At 72.4% G+C, this 12,238-nt stretch carries 13 protein-coding genes; 6 read left to right on the top strand and 7 right to left on the bottom strand.

Annotation, left to right across the window (positions count from 1 at the left end):
- Nucleotides 1-42: 42 nt before the first annotated feature.
- The gene (locus MED01_RS26365; RefSeq protein ID WP_238671215.1) at nucleotides 43-834 is read right to left on the bottom strand and encodes an enoyl-CoA hydratase-related protein; all 792 of its coding nucleotides are present in this window, start codon (nucleotides 832-834) and stop codon (nucleotides 43-45) included.
- A 4-nt stretch (nucleotides 835-838) separates the two neighbouring features.
- A complete protein-coding gene (locus MED01_RS26360; RefSeq protein ID WP_091394799.1) occupies nucleotides 839-1,657 on the bottom strand; it encodes a PaaX family transcriptional regulator in 819 nt (272 codons plus the stop codon).
- 190 nt (nucleotides 1,658-1,847) lie between these two features.
- Here MED01_RS26360 and MED01_RS26355 point away from each other — a divergent pair, with 190 nt between their 5' ends.
- Nucleotides 1,848-2,015, top strand: coding sequence for a DUF3117 domain-containing protein (locus MED01_RS26355; RefSeq protein ID WP_007455245.1), 168 nt, complete (start codon nucleotides 1,848-1,850; stop codon nucleotides 2,013-2,015).
- A gap of 147 nt (nucleotides 2,016-2,162) precedes the next feature.
- Nucleotides 2,163-3,638 carry a leucyl aminopeptidase family protein gene (locus tag MED01_RS26350; protein WP_238671214.1) on the top strand — a complete coding sequence of 492 codons (1,476 nt, stop codon included), beginning with the start codon at nucleotides 2,163-2,165 and terminating at the stop codon, nucleotides 3,636-3,638.
- A 54-nt stretch (nucleotides 3,639-3,692) separates the two neighbouring features.
- Here the strand turns inward: MED01_RS26350 and MED01_RS26345 are convergent, their stop codons facing one another.
- Entirely contained in the window at nucleotides 3,693-4,262 is a 570-nt protein-coding gene (locus MED01_RS26345; protein WP_112581855.1) for an O-methyltransferase, read from the bottom strand.
- Between the two features lie 313 nt (nucleotides 4,263-4,575).
- Between MED01_RS26345 and MED01_RS26340 the strand changes: the two genes are divergently transcribed.
- Together MED01_RS26340 and MED01_RS26335 are read left to right on the top strand one after the other, a co-directional pair.
- Complete coding sequence (locus tag MED01_RS26340) at nucleotides 4,576-6,030, top strand: S1C family serine protease (RefSeq protein ID WP_372493724.1); 1,455 nt, start codon at nucleotides 4,576-4,578, stop codon at nucleotides 6,028-6,030.
- Between the two features lie 97 nt (nucleotides 6,031-6,127).
- The gene (locus tag MED01_RS26335) at nucleotides 6,128-6,550 is read left to right on the top strand and encodes a twin-arginine translocase TatA/TatE family subunit (RefSeq protein WP_238671212.1); all 423 of its coding nucleotides are present in this window, start codon (nucleotides 6,128-6,130) and stop codon (nucleotides 6,548-6,550) included.
- 253 nt (nucleotides 6,551-6,803) lie between these two features.
- Here MED01_RS26335 and MED01_RS26330 read toward each other — a convergent pair whose 3' ends face one another.
- The 3 genes from MED01_RS26330 to MED01_RS26320 all read right to left on the bottom strand — a co-directional run bounded on the left by MED01_RS26330 (nucleotide 6,804) and on the right by MED01_RS26320 (nucleotide 9,958).
- Nucleotides 6,804-7,952 (bottom strand): Mrp/NBP35 family ATP-binding protein, encoded by a 1,149-nt coding sequence (locus MED01_RS26330; RefSeq protein WP_145787534.1) that lies wholly within the window; start codon nucleotides 7,950-7,952, stop codon nucleotides 6,804-6,806.
- Between the two features lie 76 nt (nucleotides 7,953-8,028).
- Complete coding sequence (locus MED01_RS26325) at nucleotides 8,029-8,679, bottom strand: DUF1003 domain-containing protein (RefSeq protein WP_238671211.1); 651 nt, start codon at nucleotides 8,677-8,679, stop codon at nucleotides 8,029-8,031.
- The gene (locus MED01_RS26320; RefSeq protein ID WP_238671210.1) at nucleotides 8,672-9,958 is read right to left on the bottom strand and encodes a magnesium transporter MgtE N-terminal domain-containing protein; all 1,287 of its coding nucleotides are present in this window, start codon (nucleotides 9,956-9,958) and stop codon (nucleotides 8,672-8,674) included. Before MED01_RS26320 ends, MED01_RS26325 begins: the two co-directional genes overlap by 8 nt.
- A gap of 33 nt (nucleotides 9,959-9,991) precedes the next feature.
- Between MED01_RS26320 and MED01_RS26315 the strand changes: the two genes are divergently transcribed.
- Nucleotides 9,992-10,861 (top strand): PhzF family phenazine biosynthesis protein, encoded by an 870-nt coding sequence (locus tag MED01_RS26315; RefSeq protein ID WP_238671209.1) that lies wholly within the window; start codon nucleotides 9,992-9,994, stop codon nucleotides 10,859-10,861.
- A 12-nt stretch (nucleotides 10,862-10,873) separates the two neighbouring features.
- The gene (locus MED01_RS26310) at nucleotides 10,874-11,404 is read left to right on the top strand and encodes a hypothetical protein (RefSeq protein WP_112669808.1); all 531 of its coding nucleotides are present in this window, start codon (nucleotides 10,874-10,876) and stop codon (nucleotides 11,402-11,404) included.
- A gap of 8 nt (nucleotides 11,405-11,412) precedes the next feature.
- Here the strand turns inward: MED01_RS26310 and MED01_RS26305 are convergent, their stop codons facing one another.
- Nucleotides 11,413-12,132: an HAD family hydrolase gene (locus MED01_RS26305; protein ID WP_238671208.1), complete on the bottom strand. Its 720-nt coding sequence runs from the start codon at nucleotides 12,130-12,132 to the stop codon at nucleotides 11,413-11,415.
- Nucleotides 12,133-12,238 lie beyond the last annotated feature (106 nt).

Here is a 12,238-nt window from a genome sequence, read left to right as displayed (position 1 = left end):
GGCCCGTGTTCGAGGACGGTAAGGGAGGCGTCCGGATCGCGTTCAGCGTCCCTCGAAGACCGGTTTCTGCTTGCCGACGAAGGCGAGGGTGGCCGATCGGTGGTCGGCGGTGGCACCGCAGATCGACTGGGCCTGCGCCTCGGCGGCGAGGGCGTCGGCGAGGGTGCCGGCGTCGGCGATGGAGAGCTGGCGCTTGATCGCCCCGTAGGCGACGGTCGGGCCGGCGGCGAGGCGGGCGGCCAACTCCTGGGCGACGGGCAGCACCTGCTCGTCGTCGTCCGTCAACCTGTTGAGCAGGCCCACCCGGCAGGCCTCCTCGGCGCGGACCGGCTCGGCCAGCATCAGCAGCTCCACCGCCTTGGCGTGCCCGACCAGTCGGGGCAACGTCCAGGAGGCGCCGGTGTCGGCGGCGAGACCGACCTTGGCGAAGGCCATCAGGAAGCTTGTGGACGGGCCGCCGATGCGGATGTCGGCCAGGAACGCCAGCGACGCGCCGGCCCCGGCGGCCATCCCACGGACCGCGGCGATCACCGGCTTGGGCAGGTTGGCGAGCCGGGCGGCGATCGGGTTGTAGTGCGCCCGCACGGTGCCCAGCGGGTCGTTGGCGGAGTTTTCCAGGGTGGCCACGTGCTCGCGCAGGTCCTGCCCGGCGCTGAACGATCCGCCGGCCCCGGCCAGGACGACAGCGCGGCAGGACCTGTCGGTCTCCAACTCCGCGAGGGCGTCCCGCAGCGCCTCCTTGAGCGCCACGTCGAGCGCGTTCATCGCGTTCGGCCGGTTCAGCGTGAGGGTGACGACGGCATCGGTCCGGTCGACCAGCAGCGGCTCGGTCACGTGTCTAACGACCCTTCTGTCGGACGATGCGGTTGCCGGCGTCGAGGCACTGTTCGACGTACCGGTCGGCGGCCGGGCGCAGGCGGGCTGCGTGCCGGTCGAAGAAACTGGCAGCGGCGGTGCCGGGCCACCGCTCGGGCAGCAGCGCCGGGGGCAGTTGCGGATCCTGGAAGAGGAACGTACGCCAGGCGTGCACGAGGCGGAACCGCGTCGCGTACGCCTCCTCGTCGCTGCTGCGTACCGTGACAGCGGCGAGCAGCGGGCGCTGGTCCGCGACGAACCGCTCGTAGGCGCGGCCGATCTCGGCCAGGTTCCAGGCGCGCCGGACCACGCCCATCGCGCCGGGGGTGCCGGAGAAGTGCGAGGCGGTGAACCGCTCGAAGCGGATGCCGGTCTCGGCGAGGAGCAGGTCGACGTCCTCGGCGGGGCGGGTGGCGACCCAGGTCTGCTCGTCGAGCGTCCCGTAGCCGAGGAAGCTCAGGTTGGCGGCGAGCCGCTGGCGGTCCCGTCGGGAGCCCGGGGCCTCCAACACCAGCAGATCGAATCGGCCGTCCCAGGTGACCCGGCCGGTCCGGTAGATCCGGGCAGCTGCCTCGTCGAGTCGGCGGGCAGCTTTCGGTGTGATCGAATATCCCGGTCCGGAGACCAACCGGAGGGGCTCGAGCCAGCCTTGACGCACCATCCGGGAGACGGCGGTGCGAACTGCTGGCGGTGCGATTCCCAGCGGCGCCAGTAGCTTGACCAGGGCAGCAACCGGTGCCCGGCCACCCCTCGGACGGAGGTGGTCGCCGTACAGGTCGAAGAGTGCCGACCGTGCCTGCATGACCGCACATTGTGACAGGCCTTCTCAAGATAAGCTAGATGCTGTTACATCAATGCTGCTCCGGTTTGGGTCCGGCGGTGTTCATCAGGGAAAATCGTCAGTCGACACCCCCGCGACCGTTGCGGGTGGTCGTGACGAAGTGGCTGTGGGGCAACCCACCGACCCTGGTGTAGGTCTGAGGGGAGACAACATGGCGGCGATGAAGCCGCGGACGGGCGACGGTCCGCTGGAAGTCACCAAGGAGGGGCGGGGCATCGTCATGCGGGTCCCGCTGGAGGGCGGTGGCCGGCTCGTCGTCGAGATGACTCCCGACGAGGCCAACGCGCTCGGTGACGCACTGAAGGCAGCGGCCGGCTGAGTAAGGAGTGCTCCGGGCGGCTCACGCCGCCCGGAACGTTCTTCAGGCCCTGAGCCACCGGAATCACCGGTGGCTCAGGGTCTTCAACGCTGCGGGCAGGTGGGTTCGCCGTCGGCCCGCGACACTTTCCTGGAGGTACGGTTCCGCGTGCTCGCCATTCGTCTGATCGCCGAGCCCGACCGGCTCGACGTCCTCGTCCTGCCCGTCCGCTCCGCCGATTCGACGGCGGAGGGTGACACCTCTGCCGAGCCGGTGCCGACCGCCGTGGCGGGCCCGGACGGCACTGCCGACGAGGCGGCCGCGCTGGCGTCGGCGGCCCGGCTGACCGGCCGGGCCGGCGAGATCCACACCCAGCTGCGCCCCGGACGTACCCCCGGCCGACTGCTGCTGCTCGGCATCGGTGACGGCGACGAGGCGGCCTGGCGGACGGCCGGCGCGGCACTGGCCCGCTCAGCTTCGGCTGAGACGCATATCACCATCGCGCTTCCGGCCGAGGTCACCCCGGCCGCGGTTCGCGGGCTGACCGAGGGGCTGCTGCTCGCCCCGTACCGGTTCCGACTCACCGAGGCCGGTGACCGACCGGCGCTCAGCGGCGTCGACCTGCTGCTCGACGACCCCACCGGGTACGAGGACACCGTCGCCACGGCCCGAACCACCGCCGCGATGACCCATCTCGCCCGGGACCTGACAAACACTCCCTCGTCGGTGAAGACCCCGCAGTGGTTCGCCGACCAGGTGGCCTCCGCCGCAGCCGACCTTCCGGACCTGCGACTGCGGGTCCGTGGCCCGGCCGAGCTGACCACCGAGGGCTTCGGCGGGATCCTCGCCGTGGGCGGTGGCTCCGCCAGCGGACCACGGCTGGTCGAACTGGACTGGCACCCCGCCAACGCGCGCACCCACGTGGTGCTGATCGGCAAGGGCATCACCTTCGACACCGGCGGCATCTCGATCAAGCCGGTGGCGTCGATGAAGCTGATGCGCAAGGACATGGCCGGCGCGGCCGCTGTCGTCGCCGCCACACTGGGCGCCGCCGCGCTGCGGCTGCCGGTCCGGATCACCACGTTGGCCCCGCTGGCCGAGAACATGGTCAGCGGCTCGGCGTTCCGCCCCGGCGACGTGATCCGGCACTACGGCGGTACGACCAGCGAGACGACGAACTCCGACGCCGAGGGTCGGCTGGTCCTCGCCGACGCGCTGGCGTACGCGGTGCAGCAGCTCAAGCCGGACCTGTTGCTCGACCTGGCCACGCTCACCGGCGCGAACTCGGTGGCGCTGGGCAAGCGCACCGCCGCCCTGTACAGCGAGAACGACGAACTGGCCGACGGCGTGCTGGCTGCCGCCGAGGCGGCCGGCGAGTCGGCGTGGCGGATGCCGCTGCACACCGACTATGTGGAGTACCTCGGCAGCGAGATCGCCGACCTCTACAGCGCACCCACCCAGGGTGCGGGCTCGGTGCTGGCCGCGCTCTACCTGCGCGAGTTCACCGGCGAACTACGCGACCGCTGGCTGCACCTGGACATGTCCGCCCCGTCCTGGGCCGACGGCGACCAGGCCGAGGTCAGCCGTGGCGCCACCGGCTGGGGCGTCCGCTCGTTGCTGCGCTGGCTCGCCGACGTCAACTAGGGCGTGGGTCAGAGCCTCGGCGCGACCGAGGCTCTGACCCGTCCTGCGCGCGAATCAGCACTTCACAGCGGCGAGTAGCCCATGCCCGACCGGAAGCAGCGCGGGGATCCAGTGCTCCGACTCCCGGACCGCCTTGATCGTTTCGCGAACCGTCACCGTCTCCGCGTCCCGGGCGGACGGGTCGCCGATCCGGTCGCTGGCCAGCACACCGTTGAGCGCCAGCACGCCCCCCGGGCGCAACAGCCGCAGCGCCGCCTCCACGCAGGCGTGGAAGCCGGTCGCCTCCGCGTCCACGAAGACCAGGTCGTAGGCACCGTCGGCGAGCCGGGGCAGCACGTCGAGCGCCCGACCGGTGATGATCCGGGTACGCCCGGCCGCGAAACCCGCCTCGGCGAAGATTCGCCTGGCGATCCGCTGGTGCTCCACCTCCACGTCGATGGTGGTGAGCACGCCGTCGACGCGCATGCCGCGCAGCAACCAGACGCCGCTGACCCCGGTGCCGGTGCCGATCTCCACCACCGCACGGGCGTTGCCGGCGGCGGCCAGCAGTCGCAGCGCCGCCCCCGCGCCGGGGGTGACCGCGTCGAGGCCCACCTCCCGGGCCAGGCTGCGGGCGGTACGCAGAACGAGATCCTCGGTGACGTACGACTCGGCGAAGTGCTGGGCCTGTGTCGTCGAACTGCCGGAACCGGCGGCCGTGGCGATGGAGCACCTCCGGGGGCGGTGCGTGGTGCGGGGGCGGGTTGGCACTGTGAGCGTAGAGGCGACCGTTGTGGGGCGCAGCCGCGCCTCCGCCGGAAGCGATCACGGGGCAACCGCTGACTGCACCGCGTCCATCCGTGCAATCCTGGAGGCGGTATCCCGTCAGCCGCGACCAGACCGGCCAGTGGCCGGGCGACGCGGCGCGGGATCCGGGGACGGACTGGGAGGCACCGACGTGACCGACGGCTGGGACTGGCGCCGGGGCGGTGAGACTCCGGCTCCGGCGCGACCGCCCGGGGCAGGAGCCCCGTCGGTGGGGCCGCCGAGCATGCCGGGGGCTGATGGCACGCCCCTCGCCTCGCCAGGCGGCGCGCCCACACCGGGGTGGCCGGCGTCTTCCGGCGCGCCCACAGCGGCCTGGCCGGCGTCTTCCGGTGGCCCGACACCGGGCTGGCCCAACTCGGCTGCGGGCGGGCCCAACTCGGCCGAGGCGTCGGCCTGGTGGTCGGACGCGCTCGCCGACCCCTGGCGCGACCCGGCGGCCCCGGCGGCTGTGGTGGTGCCCGGGGTGGTGGCTCCCGGCACCGAGCCCGAGCCGGTCAGCGACCCCGACGCGCCGGGCCGGCCGACACTGCGCCACCTGTTGCTCATTCCCGTGATCACCGCGCTGCTGGCCGGCACCCTCGGCGGTGCGTTGGGCTACGCGTTCGCGGTGCGCGGCGGCGCTGGTGCGGCGGTCCTCGGTGCTGCGCCCGCTGAGGTGCCGGCGCTGGCGCAGCGCAAGCCGGAGTCGCTGGCCGGGGTCGCCGAACGGGTCCTGCCCAGCGTGGTCACCGTACGGGTGAGCAGCCTCGGCGGGACCAGTGAGGGTTCCGGGTTCATCGCCAGCGCCGACGGTCATGTGATCACCAATGATCATGTGGTGGCCGGCGGCACCGGTAAGGCCTCGGTGGTCTTCAACGACGGCAGCACCGCACCGGCGACCATCGTCGGTCAGGACGCGGAGTCGGACATCGCGGTGATCAAGGTGAGCCGTCAGGGGTTGCGACCCGTGGAGTTCGGCGACTCCGACGCGCTGGCGGTCGGTGACCCCGTGCTCGCCATCGGCTCGCCGTTGTCGCTGGCCAACACGGTCACTGCCGGCATCGTGAGTGCGCTGGACCGGACGATGCAGGCCGGCGAGCCGGGCGGCCCGGTGCGTTACTACGCCGCCATCCAGACCGACGCCGCGGTCAACCACGGCAACTCGGGCGGCCCACTTGTCGACGGCGCCGGCCGGGTGGTCGGAGTTAACTCCACCATCAAGTCACTTGTCGCCGAGGGGCAGGAGGCGGGCAATATCGGGCTCGCCTTCGCCATCCCGATCAACCAGGCCAAGCGGGTGACCCAGGACATCATCGGCACCGGCAAGGCCCGGCGTACGGTGATCGGCGCCCGGGCGGACGGCCCGACCGGGGTTGTCGGGGGCGGCCTGCGGCTGGCCGAGGTGGAGCCGTCCGGCCCCGCTGACGGCGCAGGACTGAAGGTCGGCGACGTGATCCTCAAGATCAACGGGCGGCCGATGACCGAGCCGACGGATCTGACCGCGTTGGTTCGCAAGTACGCGCCGGGCTCGGTCGTGACAGTCGAGTATCGGCGGGGTTCCGCCCGGCAGAACACCTCGGTAACTCTCGCCGCGGACGCGAAGTGATTCACCGCGGAAGCGAGACGAACAGCGGCGCACCCCCTGCCCGAAAGCCGTCCGCCGTGCGTAGTCTTGCTGCTGACGCCGAGAGGAGGCCCGCGGAATGCTCGACAACCTGAACTGGTGGGAAATCGGTGCGCTGCTGCTCCTGGCGCTGTTGATCTTCGGCGACCGGCTCCCCGCCGTGATCACCGACGGCCTGCGGTTGGTGCGCAACCTGCGCAACATGGCCCGCAACGCCACCGGCGACCTGAGCCGTGAGCTGGGCACCGACATCCAACTGGAAGACCTGCACCCGAAGGCGTTCATCCGCAAGCACCTCCTCAGCGAGGAGGACGAGGCAGCGATCCGCAAGCCGTTGCAGGGCGTCTACGACAACCTGCGCGCGGACGTCAGCGGCGTGCACAACGACCTGAAGGACGTGGCCAACGCCGCCGACCTGCGGTCGAGCGAGGCCCGGTCCGGCGCGGCCACCAGCAGCCCCTCGGCTCCGGCCCCCCGCGTCAGCTACGACGACGCCACCTGACCGACCCGTACCCCTGCCCCTGGGAAGGCGGCCGACCCACCGCTCGGCTGGATCGTGCCCGCCTGGGCCCGGCGTCGCCTTTGATCAGCTCGGGTTTCCGGAAGTCGCGGCATTCCACGCCGGTCAAAGGGCCGACTCCCTGAAACCCGAGTTGATCATGCCGGTCACTCGCGGCGGCCTGGCCGGACCATCCACCGACGCGACTCAGCCCGCCGGCCAGCAGTGGCCGACGGGCTGACGGTGTTCCAGGTGGTCAGCGGCCAGCGGGCTTGAGGCCGAGTGGCTTGCCGAGCAGTGACTCACGGCGCAGGGCGAGCCGGTCGGCGATCGTGCCGAGCGCCTGCGCGGCCGGGGACTCCGGCTCGGCCAGCACGATCGGGTTGCCGGCATCGCCGGCCTCGCGGACCCGGGTGTCCAGTGGGATCTGACCGAGCAGCGGCACCTGGGCGCCGATGGTCCGGCTCAGCGACTCGGCAACCGCCTCACCACCGCCGGCGCCGAAGATCTCCATCCGGGAGCCGTCCGGCAGCTCCAGCCAGGACATGTTCTCGATGACGCCGACCACCCGCTGGTGGGTCTGCAGGGCGATCGCTCCGGCCCGCTCCGCCACCTCCGCGGCGGCCGTCTGCGGGGTGGTGACGATCAGGATCTCCGAGTTGGGCAGCAACTGGGCCAGCGAGATGGCCACGTCACCAGTGCCCGGCGGCAGGTCGAGCAGGAGCACGTCCAGGTCGCCCCAGTAGACGTCGGCCAGGAACTGCTGCAGTGCCCGGTGCAGCATCGGGCCGCGCCACACGACGGCGGCGTTGCCCGACGTGAACATGCCAATGGAGATCACCTTCACGCCGTGCGACTGCGGCGGCATGATCATGTCTTCGACGCGGGTGGGCCGCGCCTCAGTGCCGAGCATCCGGGGCACCGAGTGGCCGTAGATGTCGGCGTCGACGACCCCGACGGAGAGCCCACGGGCGGCGAGCGCCGCCGCCAGGTTGACGGTGACGCTGGACTTGCCGACGCCGCCCTTGCCGCTGGCCACCGCGTACACGCGGGTGCGCGAGCCGGGCTGGGCGAACGGGATGACCGGCTCCTCGGTGGCGCCACCGCCGCGCAGCTGCGACTGCAACGACTGCCGCTGCTCGGGGGTCATCACCCCAAAGTCGATCTCCACGCCGGTGACGCCGGGCACCGCGGCGACGGCGGCGGTGATGTCCGTACGCAGCTTGTCCTTCAGCGGGCAGCCGGCGACTGTGAGCAGCAGCTCGACGCGGACCACGCCGCTGGCACCGATCGTGGCGGAGCGGACCATGCCCAGCTCGGTGATGGGCCGGCGGATCTCCGGGTCGTTGACGGTGGCCAGGGCGGCCTGGATCGCGTCCTCGACGGTGCTCACTGGTGCTGACATGCCCGCAATGCTACGTCGCGGGGCATCCGTTGCCGCCGCTGCCCGGGGCGGTGTGAGCCAATCGATGACCCGTCGGTCAGCTCTCTGACCGGCGCGGGCCGGTGCCGTCCGGCCGGGCGTCCCGGGTGAAGTCGCCGTCCAGGTCGTCGCGGGGTTCCTCCAGGCCGACACCGTCGGTCGGCCGCTGGCCACGTCGCTCCTGTCGGCTGTCCTTCTCCTGCTGGCGGCGCTCCAGTCGCTGCCGGCGTTGCCCCATCTCGTCCAGTTCCTCGGCCAGCCGGGCCAGCTCGGAGCGGAGGAAGTCACGGGTGGCCACCTCACCCAGGGCGATCCGCAGGGCCGCGATCTCCCGGGCCAGGTACTCGGTGTCCGCCTTCTGCGCGGTGGCTCGCCGCCGGTCCTCCTCCAGGGCCACCCGGTCCCGGTCGGCCTGCCGGTTCTGGGCCAGCAGGATCAGCGGGGCCGCGTAGCTGGCCTGCAACGACAGCACCAGGGTCAAAAACGTGAAGGTGTACGGGTCGAAGCGCAGGTTCGCCGGGGCCAGGGTGTTCCAGGCGAACCAGATCGCGATCACCACAGTCATGACGACGATGAAGTTCGCGGTGCCCATGCCCCGGGCGATGCCCTCGGACCACCGACCGAACGCCTCCGCGTCGAACCGGGGCAGCTTGACGCCCCGGGGCTCGCGCGGCTGGTCGAGCCGTTCGTTCCGCCGCTGCTCAGCCATCCGCGCCGTCCAGCGCAGGGTCGGTGGTGCCCGGGGCGGCCAGGGCGTCGCGGTCCCGCCAGTCCCGGGGCAGCGAGTGGTCCAGCACGTCGTCGACCGTGACGGCGCCGACCAGCCGGTTGTTGCGATCGATCACCGGCATGGCGACCAGGTCGTAGGTGGCCATCCGGCGGGTGATCTCCGGCAGTGGCGTGGTGGGGCGCAGCGGGTCGATGTCGTTGACCACCACCTTGCCCAGCAGATCGGCCGGTGGTTCGCGCAGCAGGGCCTGGAAGTGCACCATGCCCAGGTAACGGCCGGTCGGCGTGTTCTGCGGTGCCCGGGTCACGAAGACCTGCGCGGCGACGGCGGGGGACAGCTGTGGCTCCCGGATCCGGGCCAGCGCCTCGGCGACTGTGGCGTCCGGCGGGAGGATGACCGGCTCGGAGGTCATCACACTGCCCGCCGTGCCGGGGGTGTACTTCAGCAGTTGGCGTACCGGGTCGGCCTCGTCCGGCTCCATCAGGTCCAGCAGCACGTCCTGCTCGGGTGGGGGCAGTTCGTTGAGCAGGTCCGCGGCGTCGTCCGGGTCCATCTCCTCCAGGACGTCGGCGGCCCGCTCCCGGTCCAGGGCGGCGAGGATCTCCACCTGGTCGTGCTCCGGCAGCTCGCTGAGCACGTCGGCCAGTCGCTCGTCGTCCAGCGCGGCCGCGACCTCGTTGCGTCGCGCGTCGGGCAGATCCTGCAACGCGTTGGCCAGGTCGGCGGGGCGCATGTCCTCCAGGACGGCGAGCAGGTTCGCCGTACCCCGGTTGTCGGCGATGCCGCTGAGCCCGCGCACCCGGTCCCACTCGACCTGGTGCAGGTGGCCGCGGCGGCTGAGCCGACCGGTCTGCTCGCGTACGGCGACACGGGTCAGCGACCACTCGCCGCCCCTGGTGCACTCCATCGCGACGTCCACGACAGCGCCGGGCTGGCCGCCCGGGTCGAGTTGCACCCGCCGGTCGAGCAGCTCCTGGAGCACCAACAGCTCGTTTGGGCGCTTCTCGAACCGGCGCAGGTTGAGGGTGCCGGAGCCGAGCACGACGGCGTCCGCGTCGATGGAGGTGATCCGGTTGATGGACAGGAAGATCCGACGACGCATCGGCATCTCGGCGACGAGGCCCACCACCTCCGGCGGACGTTTCGTCGCCCGCAGCCGTGCCACGGCGTCACGAACCCGGCCCACCTGGTCGCCGTTCGGGTCGAAGACGGCGACTCCGGCGAGACGGGCGATGTAGACCCGGGTCGGCGTACTCACGGGCACCAGCCTAAGCGCCTAGTGTTTACCAACATGTCGACAGTGGCCTACGAGATCGTGGACGTCTTCACCGATCGCCCCTTCGCCGGCAACCCGCTGGCGGTGGTGTTCGGCGCGGAGGCGCTGGCCACCGAGCAGATGCAGGCGCTCGCGTTGGAGTTCAACCTGTCCGAGACGGTGTTCGTGCTGCCGCCGACCCAGGTCGGCGTCACCTACCGGGCCAGGATCTTCACTCCGGTGGAGGAGTTGCCCTTCGCCGGTCACCCCAGCGTCGGCGCGGCGGTCACCGCCTGCCGGCGGGGCATGTTCGGTGTGGGGCAGGTCACCCAGGAGTGCCGGGCCGGTGTGCTGCCGATCGAGGTGACCGCGTCCGGGGCGACGCTGACCGGTGGCGCCCCGACGCTCGGGCCGGAGCTGGACCCGGAGCCGTTGCTGGAGATCGCCGGCCTGGTCGCCGGGGACCACATCGGGCCCGCGCCACGGGTCGCCGGCTGCGGGCTGGAGTTCCCGTACCTGCCGGTGCGTCCGGAGTCGGTGGCCCGGGCCCGGGTGGACCCGGCGGCGGCGCAGCGGTACGGGGTGTCGCACGTCAGCGTCTTCTCCTGGGACGCGGCGGCGCAAACCGCGCACGCCCGGGTCTTCGTGCCGGGGATCGGCGTTCCGGAGGACCCGGCGACCGGTTCGGCGGCGCTCGGCCTCGGTGTCTGGCTGGTGGCGAGTGGTCTGCTGCCCGGCGAGGGGCGGTCGGAGTACGCGGTCCGTCAGGGCGCGGAGATGAACCGGCCGTCCGCGTTGGCCTGCACCGTCACAGCGGCGAACGGGGTGGCGGTCGGCGCGACGGTCGCCGGCCAGGTGGTGCCGGTGGCCCGCGGCGAGATCGCCGTGCCGCCGTTCGTGGGCTGAGCGGAGGCGCCGATGCGGGAGGATGCGGGTGTGACGGACGAGGACGCCCCCGGGGGCACCCCACTGGTCGACGAGGCGATGAAGAAGGCCGCCGTGGCCTGGGTCAGCGTTGCGGGCGGGCCGGCGCTTGCGCTCTGGTGCGCCCCGCTGGAGGGCGCGCTGCTGGTGGTCAGCGGGCCGGGCGAGCAGGCCGCACCGGGTCTCGCCGACGCGACCGAGGCCCAGGTCACCCTGCGCGGCGACCACGGCGGCCGGATCGTCACCTGGCCGGCCCGGGTGAGCCGGTTGCAGCCGGGCACCGAGGCGTGGGACGTCGCCGCGCCGCTGGTGGCGGCGAAGCGCCTCAACGCGCCCGGTCCGACCGCTGACCTGGTGGCCCGATGGGCCGCCGACGGATGCGCTGTGAACCGCCTTGCCCCGGCCGGTACGCCGCTGGCCGGAGCGGAGTTACCGGCCGACGCGCAGGCCGAGCCACCTCGGGCGACTCCGGCGGTCCGGGCCACCCGCAAGCCGTTCCGCCTGCACCGGGTCCGCCGCCGCTGATCGGTTGATCAGCCGGTCCGACCGCCGACGCCCGCCACCGTGGCGTCGGCGTCGACGAGGGCGAGCACATCGCCCAGGGTGCCGAGCGTGGGGCCGCGCCAGTCCCGGTCGGCGTTGAAGACCATGTGCGTGGCCAGATCCGGTGCGGCGAGCCGGACGGCTGTCATCCCGGCCCGCTCGGCGCCGGTCAACTCCTGGCTGCCGCCGTCACCGACGTAGAGGCAGTCGCCCGGCGCGAGCCCGAGCCGCTGGCAGGCCGTCAGGTAGAGCGTCGGGTCCGGTTTGCACCGCCCGACCTGCACCGAGAAGACCCGCACGTCGAGCAGGGGGGCGACCGCGAGCTGCGGCAGGAAGGCCGGCAGTTCGTGCGTACAGTCGCTGATCACGCCGGTGCGCAGGCCGCGCTGGCGCAGAGCCGCCAGCACCGGCACCGCGTCGGCCCGTAGCCAGGTGTCGGCGCGGACCGCCCGGTGCCGGGACGCCACCGCCGCCCGTACGGCCTGGTCGCTGGGGTGTACGCCGGCCTGGGCGCACACCCAGCGCAGTGTCGCCTCCGCGTCGCCGAGCCGGCCGCTGGCCCGCTCGTAGTAGGTGCGGTTCAACACCTCGGTCAAGATCTCGGTGGGACACCCGAGCAGCTCGGCGGTGCCGACGTGCGCGACACCGCGTTGTACCGAACGGGTCAGGGTGCCGAAGAAGTCGAACAGCACCGCCTGGTAGCTGGGCATGGGGGAGCGCCTCCGGGCGGTCGAGGGTCGTCGGCGCGAACCCGCGTGATCGTAACGGAGTGATGACCCTCCGTGCTGACCGTCATACGTGTGAGGATTACGTCCC

It is taken from the genome of Micromonospora alfalfae, from assembly GCF_022230925.1.
GTDB classification, from domain to species: Bacteria; Actinomycetota; Actinomycetes; order Mycobacteriales; family Micromonosporaceae; genus Micromonospora; species Micromonospora alfalfae.
Note: the sequence above shows the minus strand (reverse complement) of the source record. Positions and strands in the feature narration are given on the sequence as shown.